This is a genomic window from Crossiella sp. S99.2, assembly GCF_023094165.1.
Lineage (GTDB): Bacteria > Actinomycetota > Actinomycetes > Mycobacteriales > Pseudonocardiaceae > Crossiella.
In genome coordinates, this window is record NZ_JALMDK010000004.1 from 391,776 (window position 1) to 414,776 (window position 23,001).

Annotated in this window: 16 protein-coding genes; 12 read left to right on the top strand and 4 right to left on the bottom strand. The window is 71.2% G+C overall.

All coding sequences use genetic code 11. From position 1 onward, the window contains the following. Positions 1 to 178: 178 nt before the first annotated feature. The 5 genes from MZC64_RS17585 to MZC64_RS17605 all read left to right on the top strand — a co-directional run bounded on the left by MZC64_RS17585 (position 179) and on the right by MZC64_RS17605 (position 7,255). Positions 179 to 676 (top strand): OsmC family protein, encoded by a 498-nt coding sequence (locus MZC64_RS17585; protein WP_247757789.1) that lies wholly within the window; start codon positions 179 to 181, stop codon positions 674 to 676. 17 nt (positions 677 to 693) lie between these two features. After that, positions 694 to 1,962, top strand: a complete 1,269-nt coding sequence (locus MZC64_RS17590; protein WP_247757790.1) for an aminotransferase class I/II-fold pyridoxal phosphate-dependent enzyme — start codon at positions 694 to 696, stop codon at positions 1,960 to 1,962. A gap of 283 nt (positions 1,963 to 2,245) precedes the next feature. Further along, complete coding sequence (locus tag MZC64_RS17595; RefSeq protein WP_247757791.1) at positions 2,246 to 2,911, top strand: NAD(P)H-binding protein; 666 nt, start codon at positions 2,246 to 2,248, stop codon at positions 2,909 to 2,911. Between the two features lie 136 nt (positions 2,912 to 3,047). Continuing rightward, positions 3,048 to 4,805, top strand: a complete 1,758-nt coding sequence (locus tag MZC64_RS17600) for a sigma-70 family RNA polymerase sigma factor (RefSeq protein WP_247757792.1) — start codon at positions 3,048 to 3,050, stop codon at positions 4,803 to 4,805. A gap of 152 nt (positions 4,806 to 4,957) precedes the next feature. Continuing rightward, a complete protein-coding gene (locus tag MZC64_RS17605) occupies positions 4,958 to 7,255 on the top strand; it encodes a glycosyl hydrolase family 18 protein (protein WP_374205762.1) in 2,298 nt (765 codons plus the stop codon). A 63-nt stretch (positions 7,256 to 7,318) separates the two neighbouring features. Here the strand turns inward: MZC64_RS17605 and MZC64_RS17610 are convergent, their stop codons facing one another. Beyond that, entirely contained in the window at positions 7,319 to 8,551 is a 1,233-nt protein-coding gene (locus tag MZC64_RS17610; protein ID WP_247757793.1) for a glycosyltransferase 87 family protein, read from the bottom strand. A gap of 285 nt (positions 8,552 to 8,836) precedes the next feature. Between MZC64_RS17610 and MZC64_RS17615 the strand changes: the two genes are divergently transcribed. Further along, complete coding sequence (locus MZC64_RS17615; protein WP_185007607.1) at positions 8,837 to 9,421, top strand: DNA-binding protein; 585 nt, start codon at positions 8,837 to 8,839, stop codon at positions 9,419 to 9,421. Positions 9,422 to 9,483: 62 nt separating this feature from the next. Continuing rightward, a complete protein-coding gene (locus tag MZC64_RS17620) occupies positions 9,484 to 10,140 on the top strand; it encodes an RES family NAD+ phosphorylase (RefSeq protein WP_185007609.1) in 657 nt (218 codons plus the stop codon). A 687-nt stretch (positions 10,141 to 10,827) separates the two neighbouring features. Here MZC64_RS17620 and MZC64_RS17625 read toward each other — a convergent pair. The 3 genes from MZC64_RS17625 to MZC64_RS17635 form a co-directional block, all read right to left on the bottom strand. Beyond that, complete coding sequence (locus MZC64_RS17625; RefSeq protein WP_247757794.1) at positions 10,828 to 11,352, bottom strand: GNAT family N-acetyltransferase; 525 nt, start codon at positions 11,350 to 11,352, stop codon at positions 10,828 to 10,830. 72 nt (positions 11,353 to 11,424) lie between these two features. Further along, positions 11,425 to 13,371, bottom strand: coding sequence for a S9 family peptidase (locus MZC64_RS17630; protein WP_247757795.1), 1,947 nt, complete (start codon positions 13,369 to 13,371; stop codon positions 11,425 to 11,427). A gap of 49 nt (positions 13,372 to 13,420) precedes the next feature. Next, entirely contained in the window at positions 13,421 to 14,419 is a 999-nt protein-coding gene (locus tag MZC64_RS17635; protein WP_247757796.1) for a TerC family protein, read from the bottom strand. A 244-nt stretch (positions 14,420 to 14,663) separates the two neighbouring features. Here MZC64_RS17635 and MZC64_RS17640 point away from each other — a divergent pair, with 244 nt between their 5' ends. The 5 genes from MZC64_RS17640 (at position 14,664) to MZC64_RS17660 (ending at position 22,528) form a co-directional block, all read left to right on the top strand. Beyond that, a complete protein-coding gene (locus MZC64_RS17640; RefSeq protein WP_185007617.1) occupies positions 14,664 to 14,942 on the top strand; it encodes a putative quinol monooxygenase in 279 nt (92 codons plus the stop codon). Further along, positions 14,939 to 15,244 carry an antibiotic biosynthesis monooxygenase family protein gene (locus MZC64_RS17645; protein WP_247757797.1) on the top strand — a complete coding sequence of 102 codons (306 nt, stop codon included), beginning with the start codon at positions 14,939 to 14,941 and terminating at the stop codon, positions 15,242 to 15,244. Before MZC64_RS17640 ends, MZC64_RS17645 begins: the two co-directional genes overlap by 4 nt. Positions 15,245 to 15,360: 116 nt before the next feature. After that, the gene (locus MZC64_RS17650) at positions 15,361 to 18,273 is read left to right on the top strand and encodes an alpha/beta fold hydrolase (RefSeq protein WP_247757798.1); all 2,913 of its coding nucleotides are present in this window, start codon (positions 15,361 to 15,363) and stop codon (positions 18,271 to 18,273) included. Continuing rightward, positions 18,270 to 19,166 (top strand): ABC transporter permease, encoded by an 897-nt coding sequence (locus MZC64_RS17655; RefSeq protein ID WP_247757799.1) that lies wholly within the window; start codon positions 18,270 to 18,272, stop codon positions 19,164 to 19,166. The genes MZC64_RS17650 and MZC64_RS17655 overlap by 4 nt, the downstream gene beginning before the upstream one ends. 215 nt (positions 19,167 to 19,381) lie before the next feature. Continuing rightward, on the top strand, positions 19,382 to 22,528 hold the full coding sequence (locus tag MZC64_RS17660) for a BTAD domain-containing putative transcriptional regulator (protein WP_247757800.1): 3,147 nt from the start codon (positions 19,382 to 19,384) through the stop codon (positions 22,526 to 22,528). The last annotated feature ends 473 nt before the right edge of the window (positions 22,529 to 23,001 follow it).

Below are 23,001 nucleotides of genomic sequence, written 5' to 3' on the forward strand. Positions count from 1 at the left end.
GACACCAGGGTGCTCACAGTCCGGAGACTAGCAGCGGCCCGGAGGTTTCCGCAGAAACCGCCCACCATGTGAGAGTAATTCCGCCTTCTGGTCGAAGATTATTGTTTTCACCCTTGACCGCACCCGGTTTGGCTCAGCACGATTCGGTATTCCCTCAATTCCCTTCAGGAGTGCCGCCATGTCGTTGACCGATGTCATCGAGGCCACCCGCAGCGCGGTCGCCGAGGATCCGTACCACGCGGGCGCGGTCTTCGACGCGCACTGCGCGGTGGTGGCGGGCACCGACACCAGGGTGCGGGTGCGCATCCGCGGGCACGAGCAGACCGCGGACGAGACGGTGGCCCGCGGCGGCGCGGACACCGGACCGAACCCGGTGGAGTACGCGCTGGCCGCGCTGGGCTCCTGTCAGGTGGTCACCTACCAGTTCTGGGCGGCGAAACTGCGGCTGCGGCTGAGTTCGGTGTCGGTGGAGGTGACCGGCGAGCTGGACCGGCGCGGGTTCTTCGGGCTCACCGAGCACGCCAGGCCCGGCTACACCGGCATCACGGTGCGGGTGCGGCTGGACGGACCGGAGACCAGGGAGCGCTACGAGGAGCTGCGGCGCGAGGTCGACCGGCACTGTCCGGTGCTCGACCTGTTCCGGGCGGAGACCCCGGTGGGCACCGAGCTGCGCTGAGCCCGGAAAATGCCCGTATGGAACTGACCAAGCTGGACGCCGACGAGCTGCCCGCCCCCCTGGCCGACCTGCGCAAGGCCTACGACGAGCTGAAGGCGCAGAACCTGTCCCTCGACCTCACCAGGGGCAAGCCCGCGGCCGAACAGCTCGACCTGGCCAACGAGCTGTTGTGCCTGCCGGGCAAGGACGTGTTCAAGGCAGGCGGCACGGACACCCGCAACTACGGTGGCCTGGCTGGTCTGCCGGAACTGCGGGAGATCTTCAGCGGCCCGCTGGGCGTGCCGGTGCCGCAGTTGCTGGCGCTGGGCAACTCCAGCCTCGCGGTGATGCACGAGACCATTGTCTTCGCACTGCTCAAGGGCCCGGTCGACGGCGAGCCGTGGGTGGGGCAGCAGATCAAGTTCCTGTGTCCGGTGCCCGGTTATGACCGGCACTTCTCGCTGTTGAAGCAGTTCGGCATCGAGGCGGTGCCGGTGCCGCTGACCGACAACGGTCCGGACATGGACGTGGTGGAGCGGCTGGTCGCCGAGGACGCCTCGATCAAGGGCATCTGGTGCGTGCCCAAGTACGCCAACCCCACCGGCACGGTCTACACCGAGGACACGGTGCGGCGGCTGGCCTCGATGCCGGCCGCGGCCAAGGACTTCCGGCTGTTCTGGGACAACGCCTACGCGCTGCACCACCTCACCGAGGACGCGGTGCAGATCGCCAACGTGCTGGAGCTGGCGACCGCGGCGGGCAACCCCAACCGCCCCTTCATCTTCGCCTCCTCCTCCAAGATCACCCACGCCGGTTCGGGGGTGGCCTTCTTCGGCGGTTCGCCGGAGAACGTGGCCTGGCTGACCAAGAACCAGAGCTTCGGCACCATCGGCCCGGACAAGGTCAACCACCTCCGGCACGTGGCCTTCCTGAAGGACACCGAGGGTCTGCTCGCGCACATGGACAAGCAGCGCGCGGTGATCGCCCCGAAGTTCGAGATGGTTCTGTACATGCTGGAGAAGCGTCTGGGCGGCACCGGCGTGGCGCAGTGGAGCAAGCCCAAGGGCGGCTACTTCATCAGCCTGGACGTGCTCGACGGCACGGCCAAGCGCGTGGTGGCGCTGGCCAAGGAGGCCGGCATCGTGCTGACCCCGGCGGGCGCGACCTTCCCGCACGGCGAGGACCCCCGCGACCGCAACATCCGGCTGGCGCCGACCTTCCCGGACATCCGCGAGGTCGCCCTGGCCACCGAGGGCGTGGTGACCTGCGTGCTACTGGCCGCGGTGGAAAAGCTCAGCGGCAACTGACCCGCCGGGCCCGGCCCGGCCGACACCCCTCGGCCGGGCCCACCCACCCCCGCGTGTTGGCCGTTGTCGTACGCCACGTTGGCCGTTACGGACACCACGTTGGCCGTTATGGACACACGGCGGTCGACTTGGCCCAACCGGTACGCCGAGTTGGGCCAACTACCCGTACGACTTGGGCCAACTCGGTGTCCGTAACGGCCAACTCGGCGTACGAGATCGGCCAACACTCGGGCGGCTGTTGGCCGCGCGGCGGGGGTGGGCGGGGCGCATTAGCCTGGGGCGCATGCGAGTCGTCATCGCCGGAGGTCACGGCCAGATCGCCCTCAAACTCGAAGCACTGCTCGCCGCTCGCGGGGACAGCGCGGCGGGCCTCATCCGCAATCCCGAGCACGCCGCCGACCTGCGGGCCATCGGCGCCGAACCGGTCGAGCTGGACCTGGAATCGGCCACCGTGGAGCAGGTGGTGGCCGCGCTGGCCGGGGCGGACGCGGTGGTGTTCGCGGCGGGCGCGGGCGGCAAGGCGGCCTCGGATGGCAGTGACCGCAAGGACAACGTGGATCGCGGGGCGGCCGCGCTGCTGGCCGACGCGGCCGAGCGGGCCGGGGTGCGCCGGTACCTGATGATCTCCTCCTACGGCGCGGACGTGGCGCCGAGGGACGGGTACGGTGAGAGCTTCGCCGCCTACCTGCGGGCCAAGGGCGAGGCGGACGCCGACCTGAGCCGCCGGGACCTGGACTGGACCATCCTGCGGCCGGTCACGCTGACCAACGACGACCCGGCCGGGCTGGTGACCCTGGCGGCGAAGGTCGAGCCGACCACGATCCCGCGCGCCGACGTGGCCACGGTGCTGCTCGCGCTGCTCGACACCCCTGGCACCGCCCGGCAGACCATCGAGCTGACCGGTGGCCAGACCCCGGTCGCCGAGGCCGTGGCCAAGATCGCCCAGTAGTCCGCCTGCCCGTCATATATCGCGCTCCGATATATGACGGGCATGACTTCGCTCGCAGTCCCGCATGTTCGCGTCATGAACCCGAGGGACCAGGGTCACCCACTCAGCCGGACCCTGCCCCATTCGGAGGACGAGCATGTCGGAGACACCCCCAGGAACCGAGGTGCCCAGCGACGCTGAGCTGATCACCAAGGTGCGCGCCGGTGTCACCGAGAGTTACGGCGAGTTGTACCGGCGGCACGTCGGTTCGGCCACCGCCTTCGCCCGTCAGCTGGCCAACGCCACCGCCGAGGCCGACGACCTGGTCGCGGAGGCGTTCACCAAGGTCCTGGACGCGTTGCGGGCGGGCAAGGGCCCGGAACTGGCGTTCCGCTCCTACCTGTTGACCACCCTGCGCAACGTGGCCTACGAACGCCACCGCCGGGCCAAGCCGGTCACCCTGAGCAATGATCTGGGCGAGGTCCCGGACCAGGTGGAGACCCAGGCCAGCGTGTTCGAGGACATCGAGCGCTCACTGGCCGCCAAGGCCTTCCAGCGCCTGCCGGAACGCTGGCAGGCGGTGCTTTGGTATACCGAGATCGAGGGACACGCCCCGGCCGAGGTCGCCCCCTTGCTCGGCCTCAACCCCAACGGCGTCTCCGCCCTGGCCTACCGCGCCCGCGAGGGCCTGCGCCAGGCCTACCTCCAGGTGCACCTGGCCGACACCGAGAACGGCCGCTGCCGCGCCACGGTGGAACGCCTGGGCGCCTGGACCCGCAGCCGGTTGTCCAAGCGCGAGGCGACCCAGGTCGAGGCGCACCTGGACACCTGCGAACAGTGCCGGGCCCTGGCGGCGGAACTGGTGGACCTCAACGGCGCGCTGCGGGCGGCGGCGGGACCGTTGGTGCTGGGAGTCGGGGCGGCCGGGTATCTGGCGAGCGCGGTGAGCGACGGCGGGATCGGGGCGGCGGGGGCCGGACTCGGTGGCGCGGCGGGGACCGGGGGAACCGGCGGTGCGGGAAGCGTTGGCGGGACTGGCGGCGCGGGTTCGACGGCGGGCGGCGGTTCCGTGGGCGGCGGTTCGGCGGGCGCTGGGGGCGCGACCGGAGCGGGCGGAACCGGGGGCGCGGGCAGTGCCGGAGGCGCGGGTACAGGCGGAGCCAGTGCGGGCGGCAGTGGCGGAGCGGGCGGTGCGGGGTCGAGTGGCGCGGGCGGAGCCGGTGCGGGTGGCGTGCTGGGGCAGTCGTGGTCGGCGCTGGTCGCGGTGGCGGCCGGAGTCGGTGCGGTGAGCATGGCGCTGGCCGCCCAGCCCACCGAGGCCGCGCAGCCGCGGATCCAGCTGCCCGCCCTCGCCCCGGCCGCCTCCTCCTCGGCACAGCCCCCGGCCACGAGCCAACCGACCACCACCCCGCCGACCACCCCACCCGCCCCGACCCAGCCGGGCACCACTCCCCCGGCGACCACGACATCCCGGCCACCCAGCTCCACCCCACCGCGAACCCCGACCAGCACCCCAGGCACCACCCCACCTCCGACCACCACTCCACCGCCACCCGCCCCGGCGCGACTGACCGCGAGTGCCACGGCCGGACGGACGCATCCCGGTGGCACGACTGGACTCGCGCTGACGGTGCGCAACGGCGGCGGGACTGCCACCGGCCCGGTGCGGGTGCGGTTGTCGTTGCCGGAGGGCGTGTTCGCCCGCGGTGGCGGCGGCAGCCGGTGCACCCAGGACGGGCGGGTGGCGGACTGTTTCCTGACCGATTCACTCGCGGCGGGCGCCCAGTCGACGGTGCGGATCTCCTTGCACGTCAGCGTGTTCAGCACGGGTGGGCCGGTCTCCGGGACGGTGTACTCGGGGCCGCTGAGCGCTCCGGTCGGGCCGGTGCGGATCGAGGCCCGGCGCTGGTTCTGAGCCACGTTCCCCGAATGGTCTAGACCCATTGACGTGGTGCGGCCAATCGCCCTAACTTCGGTGCAACGTCGGGAAAATTCCGATCCGCCGCTGGTTCTTCAGTTCTGCCGGAGTGCTCCGCCGAGCGCCCCGAATCCCTGTGAGGGAGAACCATGCCCAGGATCAACTCCGCGCTGTCCCGGGGCCGCCGTGTCCTGGCCGCCGGCGCGACCCTGCTGCTCCTGCCCCTGCTCGGACTCACCGCCCTCGCCCCGGTCGCCAGCGCCGCGCCCGGACTGACCGCGACCTTCTCCAGTGCTGACATGGGGTCCTGGAAACAGGGCAAGTACATCGTCGGCAATCCGACCACCGCGGCGATCACCGGGTGGAAGATCGAGTTCGACCTGCCCGCCGGCACCACGCTGAGCAACACCTGGTACGGCAAGTCCACCGTGTCCGGCAACCACGTCACCATCGACAACGAGCACTACAACGCCAGGGTCAACGGCGGCGCGAACACCGAGCCGTACAGCCCGATGTTCCAGCTCAACGGATCCGGGGCGCCCGCGAACTGCCGGATCAACGGCAACAAGTGCGACGGCGCGGCCGATCGCGGGCCGGCGGCGCCGACGGATCCGCGCGGCACCGGCAAGACCACCAAGACCGCGACGCTGGCCTGGACCGCGGCAGTGGCCGGGGACTTCCCGGTGGCGGGCTACGAGATCGCCGGCGGACCGGCCCTGGTGTCGGTGACCGGGACCTCGGGCACGGTGGCCGGACTGACGCCGAACACCGACTACAGCTTCACCGTCAAGGCCCGCGACACCAGGGGCAACCTCTCCCCCGCCAGCGCCGCGGTGACCGTGCGCACCAACAACCCCGGCGACGACACCCAGCCGCCGACCGTGCCCGGCAACCCGCGCAGCACCGGCAAGACCTCGACCAGTGTCGCGCTGGCCTGGAACGCCTCCACCGACAACTCGGGTATCGCGAACTACGACATATATCGCGACGGTGTATATGCCGCGACCGTGAGCGGCACTTCGTCCACTGTGGACGGTCTGTCGCCGAGCACCGCGTACCGGTTCACCGTGCGGGCGCGGGACAACTACGACAACCTGTCCGCGGCCAGCGCCGAGGTGGCGGTGACCACCGACGACCTGGTCGGTGGCGGCAACTACGCCAGGGTCGGGTATTTCGTGCAGTGGGGCATCTACGGCCGCCAGTACTTCGTGCGCAACCTGGACACCACCGGCGCCGCGGCCAAGCTGACCCACATCAACTACGCCTTCGCCAACATCGACCCGGTCAACCTGACCTGTCTGCAGGGCGTCACCAAGGGCACCAGCGCCAACCCGCAGGACCCCAACCAAGGTGACGGGGCGGGCGACGCCGAGGCCGACTACAGCAGGCCGTTCGCGGCCGGGCAGTCGGTGGACGGGGTGGCCGACACCGGCTGGGAGTCGTTGCGCGGCAACTACAACCAGCTGCGCAAGCTCAAGGCCAAGCACCCGCACCTGAAGATCCTGATCTCGCTGGGCGGCTGGACCTACTCGAAGTACTTCTCCGACGTCGCCGCGACCGACGCGGCCCGCAAGAAGTTCGTCACCAGCTGCCTGGACATCTACATCAAGGGCAATCTGCCGACCTACAACGGCGCGGGCGGCGCGGGTTCGGCCGCGGGCATCTTCGACGGCATCGACCTGGACTGGGAGTGGCCGGGCGCGGAAGGCCACGCGGGCAACCACATCAGCCCGAACGACAAGCGCAACAACACCCTGCTGGTCGCGGAGTTCCGCAGGCAGCTGGACGCGCTGGGCCAGCAGAACAAGAAGCAGTACCAGCTCACCGCGTTCACCCCGGCCGACCCGGCCAAGGTCGACGCCGGCTGGGAGATCTCCGGCCCGGACCACGTCTTCAAATACCTCGACATGGCCAACGTCCAGGGCTATGACTTCCACGGCGCGGGCAGCGACAACTCCTGGGAGCCCAAGCGAGCCGGGCACCAGGGCAACCTGTACACCGACACCGAGGACCCGTACAACTTCCACTTCAGCGTGGAGAACGCGGTCAACCACTACCTCAACGCCGGGGTGAACCCCCGCAAACTCACCATCGGCTTCGCCTACTACGGCCGTGGCTGGCAACAGGTGACCGACGGCGGTAAGAAGGGCGAGTGGCAGGCCGCGAACGGGGCCGCGCCGGGCCAGTTCGCCGAGGAGGCGGGCACCAGGGGCTACAGCAACCTGATCGCCAGCGTGCCGGGCATGACGATCTACCACGACGAGCAGTCGGTGGCCACCTACGGCTACACCGGCAACAACGGCCAGTGGTGGAGCTTCGACGACGCCTGGTCGATCGGCAAGAAGACCGCCTGGCTGAAGAGCAAGAACCTGTTGGGCGCGATGGTGTGGGAGATGTCCGGGGACACCGGCAGCCTCACCACGGCGCTGGACAACGGACTGCGCTGACGCAACGGCGGGGCGGGCCTGGGCAGGCTCGCCCCGCCGTCAGCGGAGAAGTTCGGCGGCGCGCTAGGCGGCGCGGGCCGGGTCCGCCTGCACCGGCGCGGGCGCGGCGGGCGTGCCCTGCCGCAGCGCGTACACGCAGCCCGCCACGATGAACACCAGCGCCACCAGCACATAGCTGTTGCCGAGCAGCTGCTCGCCCAGCGTCCACTTCAGCTCGCGATCGGCTTCCTTCGGCACCAGCTGGTGCCCGCCGATGCCGAAGATCACCGCCACCGGCAGCCCGATCGCCAGCAACCGGCCCCTGGCGTCCGCGTTCTGGGTGAACTTCACCACCAGGAACACCACCGCGGGGCCGATCCACACCCAGTGGTGCGACCAGGACACCGGGGAGGCCAGCAGGCCCGCGGTGGCCACCAGCAGCAGCGCCAGCAGGTCCTGGTCGGCCGCGCGCAGCCGGTACACCGCCAGCGCGGTCACCGCCACGATCACCGCGACCAGGGCCACCCACAGCACGGTGGAGTCCAGGCCGAGGCGGGAGATGACGCCGCGGACGGACTGGTTGGTGGCGTAGACCGGGGAGCCGATGCGGCCCGGGTCGGTCAGGGTCTGGAACCAGTACTGCATGGAGTTGCCAGGGGAGAGCAGGAAGCCAAGGGCGCCGAAGCCGAAGAAGGAGCCGACCGCGACGAACATCGGCTTCCACTGCACCTTCACCAGGAAGAACAGCAGGAAGGCCAGCGGCGTGAGCTTGATCGCGGCGGCCAGGCCGATCATCATGCCGCGCGGCCACGGGGTCTTCTTCAGCAGGCAGTCGGCGGCGATCATGACCATCAGGATCAGGTTGACCTGGCCGAACATCAGCGTTTCGCGGATCGGCTCCAGCACCACGCAGACCAGGCCGACCGCCGAGGCGATGTACCAGGCCTTGCGGCGGTCCAGGCCGAGGCGCTGGCCGACCATGGCGCCGGTGCCGAACAGCGCGAGCAGGCTGACCACCACGAACAGCACCGCGCTGACCCAGAACGGCAGCAGCCCCACCGGCGCGAACAGCACCGCGGCCAGCGGGGGGTAGGTGAAGGGCAGCGGGAAGTCCAGGGTGAACGGGCGCGGGAAGCTCGGCTCGTACAGGCTCAGCCCGTTCAGCCAGGTCAAGCCGCCCGCGCGGTAGACCTGCAGGTCGAGGTAGTAGAACGCCTTGCCGATGTTGAACAGCGTGATGACACCGAATCCCGCGGCCAGCATCAGGGCGACCACGGCTGGCAGTCGCCAGGCGGGCGCGGCAGTCGATGCTGACATGTTGACCTTGGAGATGTCCCTCACCCCGAACTTCTGGCGGCGCTGCTACTCCGGGCGAGGGTACCCAACAGCGTTCTCACACCCGCGTCATGGGCGGTCGGGTGCGCCGTCACGTAGTTGTGACCGCGGGATCACCGCAGGTCATGGGACCCTGACAAGATGTGTGACTTTCCCACGAGGATCCGTGTACGGACTGTGATCTACCCACACACGGTTGGCCTAGGAAACTAGTTCTCCTCAGCTACGAAAGCGCACGTTTGCGCACAGATGAGCTACTCTGTGCGCATGAGCATTGCGTTGGAGGATGTCTTGGCCAGAGCCGGATTGCGGGTCACCGCCACCGAGTTCCTGTCCCTGGTGGAGGACGCCGCACGCAAGCTGGCGCCGCCGCACCCGGACCCCGGGGCCTACTTCTCCGCAGATCAGCGCGCCGCGCTGGCCGCGGTCGGGGTCGACCTGAGTCCGCGGGCCGACGGCGAGCGCGACCCGAGGGCGAAGGCGGTGGCCTCCCAGGCGGTGCTGCGCGACTCGGCGATGACCGTGGCCGAAGCGGCCGAACGGGTGGGCGTGGACACCAGCCGGATCCGGCACCGGGTCAGCGCGGGCAGGCTCACCGGTTGGAAGGACCGCGGCGGCTGGCGACTGCCCGCCTGGCAGTTCACCGACAGCGGGGTGCTGCCCGGTCTGGGTATGGTGCTGGCGAAGGTGCCTGCCGACCAGCCCCAGATGGTGGTCGCGGCGTTCATGACGACCCCCCAGGAGGACCTGCTGCTCGGCGACCGGCCGACCTCCCCCCGCGACTGGCTGCTTGCCGGTGGTGACCCGCGCCGGGTCGCGACGCTGGCCTCGACGCTGGGGACGCCGGCCTGACGGTCCACTGAGACCACCCAGGTAAGCGACTTCACGCGAGACCAGCGAACAGGACACACGACTTGGCCCGGCTTCCTCCGCCGCCGACTCCGGCTGCGCTGCAAGCGTTGCTGCGCCGAACCGAGGACGTCGTCGCCGTACATCGCGCGACCCGTCTGGTGCGCATCTTCGCCGCGGGCGGCACCCACCCTCAGCGGTGGAACTCCTTCCGGTACGCCGGACCGTTGCCCCACGCCCGGTTCGACCCGCACCCGGCCACCCTGGACGGCCGGCCGATCGAGACCCACGAACACGGCGTGCTGTACTTCGGCCTGTCCGTGCGCACCAGCGTCGCCGAGGTCTACCAGGCGACCTCGACGGTGGACCGGCGCACCCGCAGCCCGCACCTGGTGGTGCTGCGCCCCCGCCGCACCCTGCGCCTGCTGGACCTCTCCGGCCTGTGGCCCACCCGGGCCGGCGCCTCCCAGTCGATCAGCACCGGCCCCAAGGACCGCACCCAGGCCTGGGCCCGCGCGATCCGCGCTGCCTACCCGGAGCTGGACGGGCTCTGGTACCGGTCCTCGATGGACACCGGCAATCCGGCCATCTGCCTGTGGGACCCACCAGGCATGAGCGCGCTGCCGATCGCCCCGGACGTGCTGCTGCCACTGGACCACCCGGGCCTGGACCTGCCCCTGGCCCGAATCTGCGAAGAACTCAACTACACCCTGCTCGGCTAAGCCCCTCCCCGGAGTGTTGGCCGTTGTGGACGGCGAGTTGGCCGTTGTGGACGGTGTGTTGGCCGTTGTGGACGGTGTGTTGGCCGTTGTCGTACGGCACGTTGGCCGTTGTGGGACGGGACGGGGCGGGGCAGGGGGTGAAACCCCCATGACGAGGGCTCTCGCGTGTTCTCCGTACGGCCTGGAGCATGCAGACCACACCTCACCGAGTGGCCCCAGCAACCTGCCGCCGCCAACACCGCCCAACACGACCGGGGCCGCTCGGTGAGGTGTGGTTGGCTGGCGGAAGGCCGTACGGAGAACACGCGAGCCCTCGGAGCCACGCTGGAACCGGCCCCGGCAGCCTGCTCAGCCCCGCAACCCGCTCATCCCGGGTTTTGATCTGCCCCACCCCTCCGGTGGTCTGCCCGGCCGGCGAGGCCACCCTTTTCTGATCTTCGCCTCTGTTACTGAGAGGCAAGAGCGAAGATCAAGAGCCAGTGCTCGTGTGCGGTTGGAGTTTGAAAGCCACCCCGGCTGCCTGTCCCGGGCTTCGCCCGACCGCAGCGGCCTACGGCGTACGACAACGGCCAACGTGGCGTACAACAACCGCCAAAGCCCCGTACGACAACGGCCAACACGCGTGGAGGGTTGAAACCCGCACTCGGCGTGTTGGCCGTTGTTGTACTTCGGTTTGGCTGTTGTGGGTCAGGCGGTGCGGGGGAGGTGGGCGGGGAGGCGGCGGCGGTAGCGGCAGGTGGGGATTTCCTGGTCCTGCAGGCAGTCGGTGCCGGTGGTGCCGTCGGGGCGCCAGCCGTGGGCCCGGTAGAAGTTGCGGGCGAGCATGTTGGCCTGGAAGACCCACAGTTCGGCGTGGGTGTGGCCGAGGGCGGCCAGGTGGCGCAGGCCGGCGTGGTGGACCGCGCGGCCGGCGCCGGTGCCCCACATTCTCGGGTCGCCGTAGAGGGCGATCAGTTCTCCGGTTGACTCCTCGGTCTCCCGGACCGCGCAGTACGCGCCGATCCGGCCGGTGCGGTCCTCGGCGACAAACACCGTGTCCGCTCCCGGCCTGCTCAGCCAGGTCTCCCAGCCTGGGGCTCGGCGCTGCGGGCTCATCTGGTCGAGCAGCTCGTCAGCGACGATGCCTCGATAGGCGTACTGCCAGCTCAACACGTTGATACGGGCGATCTCCGCCGCATCCGCCGGTTCTGCCTGGCGCACCGTCCATGTCATGACAAGAGCCTGCGGGACGGCACCGGGTCCGGGCCAGGGAATTTCCCGTTCGGCCCCGGTGCGAGGCCCCGATCAGCCCAAATGGCGGGACCACCACTCCAGGACCGCCTCGAAACGCTGCACCCGGTGTTTCGGCCGCCCGCCCCGGGTGAGTTCGTGGCCCTCGCCGGGGAAGAGCAGCATCTCGGTCGGGGTGCCGTTGCGGCGCAGGGCCACGAACATCCGCTGCGCCTGCTCCAGGGGACACCGCCAGTCCTGTTCGGAGTGCGCGATCAGGAACGGGATGGTGATCTGGTCGGCATAGGTCAGCGGGCTGCTGCGGCGCTGGGTTTCCTCGTCCGCGCAGTAGTCGTTGGCGAAGGACCAGCCGATGTCGGAAGAGCCGACGAAGGAGTCCCAGGCGTTGAGCGCGCGTTCGCTCCAGGCCGCCACGAACCGCTCGCCGTGCTTGGCGGCCAGGATGCCGGTCATCAGGCCGCCGTAGGAGCCACCCATCACGCCCACCCTGGCCGCGTCCAGCTCGGGCAGTTCCAGGGCCGCGTCCAGCAGGGCGAGCAGGTCGCCGGTGTCCTCGACGGTGCCGAAGCCGGGGCCGGCCAGCACCGCGCCGTGCGCCTGGCCATAGCTGGCCGAGCCGCGCGGGTTGCCCAGCACCACCGCGTACCCGGCCGCCGCGTAGACCTGGGCCTCGTCGAAGAATCCCCTGCTGTAGAAGCGGAACGGGCCACCGTGGATGTTGAGCAGCACCGGGTGCGGGCCGGGGCCCTCGGGCAGCATCACCCAGCCGTGCACCGGGTAGCCGTCGGGGGCGCTGGTGCTGATCTCCCGCCAGCCGAGCAGGCCCTTGGCGCGGAACTCGGCGTTGAACTCGGTCAGCGTGACCGGTTTCTCGCCAAGCCGGACCAGTTCGCCTGGATCGTCCACAGTGGACACCACGGCGACCGTGCGACCGCCGTGCGCGGTGAAGCCGAGCACCGCGGCGTCCTCCCCCGCCAGCAGCGGCAGCTCGTCCAGGAGGGCTTCCTTGGCACCGGTGGGCACCAGCCGGATCTGCACCGCGCCCCGGTGCGCGACCGGCACCAGCACGCCGCCCTCGACCGGCACCGGCGGGCCGGGCGCGCGTTCCACCGCGACCGTCTCGGTGTCGGTCAGCCGCAACGGCTCCCCCGGCTCGCCGGACAGGCGCAGCGGGGCCGACCACAGGCCGGGGTTGAGCGCGACCGCGCGGCCGGTGAAGTGCTCGCCGTTGTAGTAGACCGTGTCGCCGTCGGCGGTCGGGTACTCCGCGGTGCCCGCGCTGCGCACCACCAGCACCGGCTCACCGCCGGAAACCGGCACCGCGTAGACGTCGGTGTGCAGCGAGTCGCCGTCGGTGCCCAGTGCGCGCTGGGCGGTGAAGAGCACGTGCCGCCCGTCCGGGGTGAAGCTGGGGTCGGCGGCGTCCACGGACAGCTCGGTGAGCCGCCGCGGCGGGCTGGGCACGCCATCGGGGCCGGGCAACTCGGCCACGTGCACCTGGGCCGGGCGGTCGCCGATGAAGCCGATGCCGTCGAAGCGATAGCTGAACCGGGTGATCCGGCGCGGCACCTCGGCCTCCGGGCCGACGCCCGCGGTGGTCCCGTAGCGGCCCGGTTCGGGCACCCGGGCGGTCCAGGTCAGCGACCGCGAGTCCGGCGCCCAGGCGGGCACTCCGGCCCCCAGCGGCAGGTCGGTGAGCCGGACGGCCTCACCGCCTGCGGTGGGCAGCAGGTAGAGCTGGGGTTTGGCTGCGGTGCCGGAGTCACCGGCCACCCGCAGGAAGGCCACCCACTGGCCGTCCGGGGAGATCCGGGGCTGGGTGTCGGCGCGGCCGCCGGTGATCCGCCGGGGCGTGCCACCCGGGGTCAGCGGCACCCGCCACAGGCCGCCGCGATAGGCGTCGGCCTGCAGGTCCGGACTGGACACGGCCACCACGAGCGTGTCGCCGTGCAGGGCCGGGATTCCGGGAACTCGCAGAAAAGGAAGATCCTCCGGGCGCATGCGGGCCAAGCTACCCGCCCGGAGGACCTTCCCTCGAGCCTTGCCGGAACTACTTGGCCGCGGTCGCCTCGTCCTTACGGGCGTCCTTGCGGGTCTTGAGCAGGCTGGTCACGGTGGTGATGATCAGCACGCCGATGATGAACGGCAGCGAGATCTCGATGCCGATGTGCGGGGCCCAGGAGATCGGCTGGCCGTCGTTGAGGAACGGCAGGTTGTTGCCGGCCAGCGCCTCGAAGACCAGCTTGATGCCGATGAAGCCGAGGATGACCGCCAGGCCGATGTGCAGGTAGACGAGCCGGTTGAGCAGGCCGCCGATGAGGAAGTACAGCTGCCGCAGGCCCATCAGCGCGAAGGCGTTGGCGGTGAAGACCAGGTAGGGCTCCTTGGTCAGCGCGAAGATCGCCGGGATCGAGTCGACCGCGAAGAGCAGGTCGGTCAGGCCGATCGCGAGCATCACGATGAACATCGGGGTGACCCAGCGCTTGCCGTCGATCTTCACGAACGACTTGGCGCCCACGTAGTCCTTGGTCACCGGCAGCACCTTGCGGGCGAAGCCGACGAGCTTGGGCTCCTTGAACTCCTCCTCGTTGCCCTCACCCTGTCGGGCCTGCTTGTAGGCCACGAAGAGCAGGAAGCCGCCGAAGATGTAGAAGATCCAGCTGAACTGCTCGATGAGCGCCGCGCCGGCCGCGATGAACGCGCCGCGCATGATCAGCGCCAGCAGGATGCCGATGAGCAGCACCTTGTGCTGGTGGATCGAGGGCACCGCGAACGTGCTCATGATGATCACGAACACGAACAGGTTGTCGATACTCAACGAGTATTCGGTGATGTAGCCGGCAAAGAACTCCCCGGCGTACTGGGATCCGGAGAAATACCAGAGCCCTAGTCCGAAGAGCACCGCGGCGGCCACGTAGAAGATGACCCAGCGGGAAGCCTCGCCGACCGTCACCTCGTGCGGTTTACGGTCGACGATCACGAGGTCGATAGCGATCAGGGCCAGCAGTCCGACCACAGTCGCGATCCACAGCCAAGCGGGGACGAGCACAGTTCACCTCCGGTTCATGGGCACACGCCACAGACACACGCCACTGACCGGAGGTCTCTTCCACCGGACACAAGGCCGGTCGACGGCACCGGGACGTCACTGGGGACGGCCGTGATGACGATGTCGCCGCGAAGGAATACTCCCCTCCAAGCGGTGTAACGTTCTCATGTGCACCCTGAAGTCCACCAGTAGGGGTGATCCGAGGCACTGTCTCAGACCCCCTTGGGGTGAAAAGATCCCCTGCATGGTGCTGGAGATCACCGAGCTCCTGCTCCGACCGGAGACAGCGGAGCGGTTCACCGCGTTCGCCGAGGTCACGGTACGTGGGCTGCTCTCCGAGCCGGGGTGCGTCTCGGCCCGGCTGACCCGCGGGGTGGAGAACCCGAGCCGGTTCGTGCTGCTGGTGGAATGGGAGACGATCACCCGTTCGGCTCCGCCTGACCGGCACTGGCCAGGGGAACTGGCCGCGTTGCTGGCCGAGCCGCCGGTGATCGAACTCTTCGATCCGGCCGGTGCGCCGTGATCCTGACCATCACCGAACTGCTGGTCGTGCCCGGCGCCGAGGCCGAGTTCCTGATCGCGGTGGACAAGGCGCTGCCCGAACTGCTCGCCGCGGCCGGCTGCCACTCCGCGCGACTGGTCCGGTGCACCTCGGCGCCGCAGCGGTTCGTGCTGCTGAGCGAATGGGCCACGCTGGAGTCCCACACCGAGGACTTCTACCGCTCCGAGGCGTTCCTGCGGTGGCGGGACGCGGTCAGCGAGCACCTGTGCGAACCACCCCGGGTCGAGCACGCCGAGGACCTCACCGGACTGATCACCCGGTGATCCACTTCTGCCCTGCGTGAAACCCACAGTTCCGCGGCTTCCCGCTGGACACCGGATCTATACCGATTCGGCTCGGCCACACACTCCCGTCACCATCGTTGGCATAACTTGGCGAAGTGTCCCGGCCCTCCCGTGCCCGCAGGAAATGGTCCCTGCTCGCCGTCGTCGCCCTGCTGCTGATCGCCGCGGGTGGCTTCTGGTGGTCGCAGCGTGACGAGGTCAAACCCGTTGTCAGCCAACGCGAGCTGAAGCTCGACGTGGTGGACGGTCCGCGCAAGGACGAGCCAGTCCAGCTCGACGCCACGCTCTACCTGCCCGAGCGCACCCCGGCGCCGTCGGTGATCGTCGCGCATGGCTTCGGCGGCAACAAGAACAGCGTCGCGCAGGAGTCGCGGGAGCTGGCCGAGCGCGGGTTCGTGGTGCTGGCCTACTCCGCGCGCGGCTTCGGCGCCTCCACCGGCCAGATCGCGCTGAACGCGCCGGAGTACGAGGTCGAGGACGCCAAACAGCTCGTCGACTGGCTCTCCCGGCAGCCCGAGGTGCTCAAGGACGCCGACAACGACCCCAAGGTCGGGGTCACCGGCGGTTCCTACGGCGGCGCGCTGGCGCTGATGCTGGCCGGGTACGACCGCAGGGTGGACGCGATCGCGCCGGTGATCACCTGGAACGACCTCACCCAGGCCCTGCTGCCCAACGCCGCCTCGACCTCGCCGCTGAGCGCGACCACGCCCGCCGCGGGCGCCTTCGGCGCCGACGGGGTGTTCAAGCGCACCTGGGCCGGCCTGTTCTTCTCCGCCGGACTCGGCCCGGCCTCGGTGGCCGGTGGCGAACCCCGCGGCGAGGCCCCCGAACCCGGCTCCAGCACCTCCAGCCAGCCCGAACCCCTGCCCGGCGGCGCGACCGAGCCCGGCGGCCAGGGCGGCGGCCAGCAGGGTGCGGGCGGTCCGGGCGGGCGCACGGCGGGCGGACCGGAACTGACCTGCGGCCGGTTCCGGCCAGAGGTGTGCGCGGCCTACCGCGAGGCGGCCACCACCGGCCGCGCCTCCCAGGCCACCGTGGACCTGCTGCAACGCTCCTCCCCTGCCAGCGTCACCAACCGGATCACCGTGCCGTCGATGATCGTCCAGGGCGAGGCGGACACCCTGTTCGGCCTGGACCAGGCCGACGCCAACGCCCGCCAGATCGCCGCGGCCGGCGGCAAGGTCAAGACGGTCTGGTACGCCGGAGGCCACGACGGCGGCGCGCCCGGACCGGCCCTGCGCGCCGAGATCGGGCAGTGGTTCGACTTCCACCTGGCCAACCGCGGCAGCGACCCCGGCACCGAGTTCGAGTACGCGGTGCAGGGCTCCTTCCGGCGCACCGGCGCCCCGGCGGTGCGCACCGTGTCCGCCTCGAACTACCCCGGTCTCGCCGGAGAGCGCAACACCCCCACCGAGCAGCGCAAACTCGGCCTGAACGGCCCGGACCAGCCCGTGCTCAACCCGGCAGGCGGCAACCCGGCGGCGCTGAGCGCGGTGCCAGGGCTCAGCGGCCGGGTCGGCGGCGGCAGCGGCTCCTCCGCACTGGCCACCGGCCTCGCGGTGGACATCCCCGGCCAGTTCGCCGCCTTCGGCACCACGGCCATGACCGAACAGGTGCTGATCGCGGGCGCGCCACAGGTGCGGCTCAAGGTCAGCGGCCTGCCAGGACAGCCCAACCCGGGCGAGGCGGTGCTGTTCGTCAAGCTCTACGAGGTCGCCAAGGAAGGCCAGCGGACCCTGGCCGGTGGCGCGGTCGCCCCGATCCGGGTCAAGGACCTGCCGCAGGACGGCAGCCCGGTGGAGGTCACCGTGACCCTGCCCGGCGTGGTCCGGCCGATCGCCGAGGGCAACAAGCTGATGGTCGTCGCCGCGACCACCGACCAGGCGTACGCGCCCAGCGTCGAACCCGCCGTGTACCGGATCGGGCTGGCCGGGGACAACGCCCTCGCCGTGCCGGTGGTGCCCGGTCAGCCCTCGGCCAGCGTGGTCCCCTGGGGCACCCTGGCCGGGATCGGCGGCGTGCTGCTGGTCGCGCTGATCGCCACCGTGATCGGCGCGATCCGCCGCCGCCGGGCCGACGACATCGACCCTGACCTCCTGGACACCCCGCTGGACATCCGCGACCTCACCAAGTCCTACCCCGGCAAACTGACCGCGGTGGACGGACTGTCCTTCCAGGTCAAACGCGGCCAGGTGCTCGGCCTGCTCGGGCCCAACGGCGCCGGCAAGACCACCACGCTGCGGATGCTGATGGGCCTGGTGCAGCCCACCGAAGGCGAGATCAGGGTGTTCGGGCACCTGGTGCACTCCGGCGCGCCGGTGCTCTCCCGCACCGGGTCGTTCGTGGAAGGCTCCGGCTTCCTGCCACACCTGTCCGGCACCGCCAACCTGCACCTCTACTGGGCCGCCACCGGCCGCCCCCTGGACGAGGCCAGGTTCGAGGACGCGCTGCAGATCGCCGGCCTGGGCACCGCGGTGCGGCGCAAGGTCGGCACCTACAGCCAGGGCATGCGGCAACGGCTGGCCATCGCCCAGGCCATGCTCGGCCTGCCCGACCTGCTGGTGCTCGACGAACCCGCCAACGGCCTCGATCCGCCGCAGATCCACCACATGCGCGATGTGCTGCGCCGCTACGCCGAGACCGGCCGCACCGTGGTCGTCTCCAGCCACCTGCTCGCCGAGGTCGAACAGACCTGCTCGCACGTGGTCGTCATGCACCGCGGCAGGCTGGTCGCCGAAGGTGAGGTGGCCGAGATCGTGGCCGGTGGCGGCGAGGTCAGCTTCCGGGTGGACAACCCGGAGGAAGCCGTGGTCGCGCTCAAGGCGGTGGACGGCATCGGCGAGGTCAGCGCCGACGGCGCCACCGTGCACGCCGACCTCGGCGCGCTGCCGCGGTCGGTCGCGGTGAACGCGCTGGTGTACGCCGGGGTCGCGGTCGAACAGGTCGGGCCGCGGCGACGGCTGGAGGACGCGTTCCTCCAGCTCGTGGGAGAGGAAACCGTGCAGTGAGCGAGGAAACCACGGCCGTGACGCACCCGCTGACCGACCGCAAGATCGCCGCGGACGGCTCCATCGAGGGCTACCGCGCCTCCCGCACGCTGCCGATCCGGGTGGAACTGGCCCGGCAGCTGCGGCGCAAGCGCACCCAGGTCACCCTGGGACTGCTCGCGGTGCTGCCGATCGTGCTGCTGATCGCCTTCGAGCTGGGCGCCAGCCAGAACGCGCGCCGCTCCGGCGGCCTGGTCGACCTGGCCACCGCCAGCGGGCAGAACTTCGTCATGTTCGCGCTGTTCGCCTCCGCCAGCTTCCTGCTGGTGGTCGTGGTCGCGCTGTTCTTCGGCGACACCGTGGCCAGCGAGGCATCCTGGTCCAGCCTGAAATACCTGCTCGCGATCCCGGTGCCGCGCGGCAGGTTGTTGCGGCAAAAGGCGATCGTGTCCGGACTGCTGGCCGTGGCCGGGCTGATCGTGCTGCCCGGCATGGCCCTGATCGTCGGGCTGATCTTCTACGGCGGCGGCGACATGGTCACGCCCACCGGCGAGTCCGTTGCGCTGTCCGACGGGCTCACCGCGCTCGCGCTGGCCATGGTGTACCTGATGATCCACCTGTTCTGGGTGGCCGGACTCGCGCTGTACCTGTCGGTGTCCACTGACGCCCCGCTGTCCGCGGTCGGCGGGGCCGCGCTGGTCTCCATCGTCTCCCAGATCCTGGACCAGATCACCGACCTGGGCAGCCTGCGCAACTACCTGCCCACGCACTACTCCTTCGCCTGGTCCGACCTGCTCAGCACCGACATCGACTGGACCGGCATGGCCAGCGGGGTGCTCTCCGCGCTGGTCTACGGCACGGTGTTCCTGCTGCTGGCCGCCCGCCGGTTCGCCACCAAGGACATCACCAGCTGACAAGCGGAATCGGCGGGAGGAGGCCCCTCCGCCCGCCGATTCGCCGCTGCCCGGCATCGGAGATCTTGTGCAACACCCCCGGTCGCGACGCCCGCACGCCTAGGCTGGTTCGGCTGAGGCGCTGACCCGCGGCCGGGTGAACGCCGTGCCGAACCAAGAACAGGATGTCCGCGACCGGTCCAGCGCCGGTCCAGCGGAGTCCACCGGGGGGCTGGATGCTGCTGCTCGTGCTCGGTCCACTGGCGGCGCGCGGACCGGATCAGGAGCTGGTCAACCTGCCCGCGCGCAAGCAGCGGCTGGTGCTGGCCACCCTCGCCCTGCACGCCGGGACCACCGTGTCGGTGGAGAAACTGGTGCACGCGGTCTGGGGCGAGACGCCACCGCGGTCCGCGCCGGGCAACCTCAAGACCTACGTGTGGGAGCTGCGCCGCCAGCTGCACCCCGACCTGCGCATCTCCAGCCAGCCCGGCGGCTACCGGCTGGACCTGCCTGCCGACGCGCTCGACCTGGACGTGCTCGGCCAGCGGCTGGACGCCGCCAGCACCGCGCTGAACTCGGGAAACCCGGAGATCGCGCTGCGACTGACCGGCGAGGCCCTGGAACTGTGGCGCGGTCAGCCGTTCGAGGAACTCGACACCGACCTCGCCCGCGCCGCCGCCACCGCCGGACTGGAAACCCGGTGGCAGGTGCAGGACGTGCGAGTGGAGGCGTTGCTGGCCACCGGGCAGCACGAGAGCGCCACCGCGGTGCTGCGCGGGCTGATCGGCGAGGACCCGCTGCGGGAGAAGCTGTGGGCGCGGCTGCTGCTCGCGTTGTACCGCTCCGGGCGGCAGGCCGAAGCGCTGTCCGCCTACCGGCAGGCCCGGACCGTGGTGCGGGCCGAACTGGGCATCGAACCCGGCCTGGAGCTGCGCGAACTGCACCAGCGCATCCTCACCGGCGACCCCGGCCTGCTGCTGCGCGAGACCGAACCGCCCGGCCCGGAACTGGTGGTGCCACGGCAACTCCCACCGGCCACCGGGAGTTTCACCGGGCGGGAGACCGCGCTGGCCTGGCTGGACCAGCTACTGGCCGACCCGGAACAGGCCACCGTGCTGGGCACGGTCACCGGCAGCGCCGGCGTCGGCAAGACCACGCTGGTGGTGAACTGGGCACACCAGGTGCGGGACCGGTTCCCGGACGGGCAGCTCTACGTCAACCTGCGCGGCTACGCCGAAGGCCCGCCGCTGGGCCCGACCGAGGCCCTCGCGAGGTTCCTGCGCGCACTGGGCGTGCGGGCCGAACGGGTGCCCGCCGACCTGGACGAGCAGGCCGGGCTGTTCCGCTCGCTGCTGGCCGAACGCCGGGTGCTGGTCATCCTGGACAACGCCAGCAGCGTGGCCCAGGTCCGCCCGCTGCTACCGGCCACACCGGGCTGCGCGGTGGTGGTGACCAGCCGGGACGCGCTGCGCGGGCTGGCCGCCTTCGACGACGCGCACACCCTGACGCTGAGCGTGCTGCCCGCCGCCGAATCGGTGCGGCTGCTGTCCCGGATCATCGGCCCGGACCGCGTCGCGGCCGATCCGGCGGCCACCGCCGAACTGGCCCAGCGCTGCGCGCACCTGCCCCTGGCGCTGCGGATCGCCGCGGCCGACCTGGCGGTGCACCCGGAACAGCAGGTGGCCGAGTTCGTGGCCGAACTGGGCGCGGACGGGCTGATGGGCAGGCTGACCGTGCACGGCGACGAACAGGCCGCGGTGCGCACCACCTTCGGACTGTCCTACCGCGCGCTCAAACCGGAGACCGCGCACGTGTTCGCCTGCTTCGGCCTGATGACCGGCGACGACCTGACCACGCCCGCGCTGGCCGCGCTCGCCGGGATCAGCGAGTCGCAAGCCCGGCAACGGCTGGCCGAGTTGCGCACGGCCAGCCTGGTCGAGCAGTCCGGGCCCGGCCGGTACCGGTGTCACGACCTGCTGCGGCAGTACGCGCGGGAGCGGATCGAGGCCGAACTGGACCAGGAGCAGCGGGACCGGGCAGTGCGCGACCTGATCGGCTGGTACCTGCGGCATGCAGGCACCGCGGTCGACCTGCTCGGACCGGGCCTGGCCCAGCTGGTGGGCACCGCGCGCTGGGTGGAGGAGAGCGGCGAGCCGCCCGCCATCGCCAGCACCGAGGAGGCGATGGCCTGGCTGGACGACGAACGCGCCAACCTGATCGCCGCCATCCACCACGCCGCCGAACACGGCCCGCACGACGGCGCCTGGCTGCTCGCCGACGCCCTGCGCGGCTGCGCCATGACCTTCCGCGGCCTGCTGCCCGGCTGGATCGGCGCGATCACCGCCGCCCTGGCCGCCGCGACCGCCGAACGCAACCCCCTCGCCGAGGCCGTGCTGCACGACATCTTCGGCGAAACCTGTTGGAGCGTGGGCGAAGCCGCGCGAGCCGAGGAACACGCCCAGGCCGCGCTCACCGGCTACCGGGCGCTGGGCATGGTCGCCTCCGAGGCCAGCGTGCGGCATGTGCTGGGCCTGCTGCGCTGGGACCGCGGCGAACTGGACGAGGCCGAAGAGCACCACACCAGGGCGCTGCGGGTGTTCGAGGAGATCGACGACCTGGCCAACCAGGCCCTGGTCCTCTCCGGCCTCACCGGCGTCGCCTACGCCCGCGGCGACCTGGAAACCTGCCTGGAGCTGGCCACCCGCACGGTGGAACTGGGCCGCGCGGCCAGGTCCCCGCTGGCCGAGTCCTTCGGCATGATCGAACTCGGCTGCGCCCTGCACGAACTCGGCCGGTACGAGGAGGCGCAGGCCGCCAACACTGAGGCCCGCGACTTCGGGGCCCGGTTCCAGATGGCCTACGTGGAGTCCATGGCCCTGCGCGGCCTGGCCCAGCAATGCTGCGCCCACCAGGACTACCAGGGCGCCCTGCGGCTGAGCCGGCTGGGCCACCAGGTGGCAGGCGAGGCCGGCCTGGGCGTGATCGCGATGGAACTGCTCAACTCCGCCGCCCAGGCCCTCCGCCTGCTCCACCGCCACCAGGAAGCCGCCGACCAGGGCGAACGCGCCCTGACCATGCTCCGCGCCGCCCACTTCCGCTTCGGCGAGGTCACCGTCAGCACCGACCTGGCCCTCACCCACCTCGCCCTGGGTGAGCACTCCCGGGCGGAGGAACTCGCCGAGCACGCGCTGCTGCTGGCCCGGCAGCACGGGTTCGGGCTGTTGGAGGGGTGGGCGGGGCAGGCGGTGGCGCTGGTGCGGCGGGCACGGGGTGCGGTGGCGGGGGCGCGGGAGGCTGCGGGGGCGGCGCTGGCGGTGTTCGAGGAGCGTGGGCATCCGCTGGGGATCCGGGAGGCCACGGAGTTGATCGCGGAGCTGGGGTAGCGCCCGCCGGTCGGGCCGGGCCGGGCCTGGCGGGGCGGGGCGGGGCGGGGCGGGGCGGGCTGCCGGTCGGGCGCAATGGTCGGGCCGGTCGGGCCCGCTGGTCGGGCAGGCTTGCCGGTCGGGTTGGCTTGCCGGTCGGGTCGGGCGGGCTCGCCAGTCGGGCAGGCGGGTCGGTCGATCGGGTCGACCAGTCGGGTCGGTCGGGTCGGTCGGGGCGGCCCGCTGGTCGGTAGGTCGACTGAGCCCGCTGGTCGGGCGGGCTTGCGGGGCGCGCCGGTTGGGCAGGCCGGACGGTCAGGCGCGTCGGGCGGGACGGCGGCCGACCACGCGGGGTGGTCCCCGCCCAGAGGGTGGCCGCCCGCGCGGCGTGGCACGCCCTGGGCCGAGCGACTCGCCGCACGCCTCCCGAGTCTCCCGACTCGCGCCACCCGAGCCGCAGCGCGATGTGCGAACCGACCACCCCGCGCCGCCCG

Excerpts from the sequence above, each read along its gene's own strand:
- MZC64_RS17590 (WP_247757790.1), top strand. The coding sequence starts at position 694 with ATGGAACTGACCAAGCTGGACGCCGACGAGCTGCCCGCCCCCCTGGCC.
- MZC64_RS17585 (WP_247757789.1), top strand. The coding sequence starts at position 179 with ATGTCGTTGACCGATGTCATCGAGGCCACCCGCAGCGCGGTCGCCGAG.
- MZC64_RS17600 (WP_247757792.1), top strand. The coding sequence starts at position 3,048 with ATGTCGGAGACACCCCCAGGAACCGAGGTGCCCAGCGACGCTGAGCTG.
- MZC64_RS17595 (WP_247757791.1), top strand. The coding sequence starts at position 2,246 with ATGCGAGTCGTCATCGCCGGAGGTCACGGCCAGATCGCCCTCAAACTC.
- MZC64_RS17625 (WP_247757794.1), bottom strand. The coding sequence starts at position 11,352 with ATGACATGGACGGTGCGCCAGGCAGAACCGGCGGATGCGGCGGAGATC.
- MZC64_RS17660 (WP_247757800.1), top strand. The coding sequence starts at position 19,382 with ATGCTGCTGCTCGTGCTCGGTCCACTGGCGGCGCGCGGACCGGATCAG.
- MZC64_RS17640 (WP_185007617.1), top strand. The coding sequence starts at position 14,664 with ATGGTGCTGGAGATCACCGAGCTCCTGCTCCGACCGGAGACAGCGGAG.
- MZC64_RS17610 (WP_247757793.1), bottom strand. The coding sequence starts at position 8,551 with ATGTCAGCATCGACTGCCGCGCCCGCCTGGCGACTGCCAGCCGTGGTC.
- MZC64_RS17605 (WP_374205762.1), top strand. The coding sequence starts at position 4,958 with ATGCCCAGGATCAACTCCGCGCTGTCCCGGGGCCGCCGTGTCCTGGCC.
- MZC64_RS17615 (WP_185007607.1), top strand. The coding sequence starts at position 8,837 with ATGAGCATTGCGTTGGAGGATGTCTTGGCCAGAGCCGGATTGCGGGTC.
- MZC64_RS17630 (WP_247757795.1), bottom strand. The coding sequence starts at position 13,371 with ATGCGCCCGGAGGATCTTCCTTTTCTGCGAGTTCCCGGAATCCCGGCC.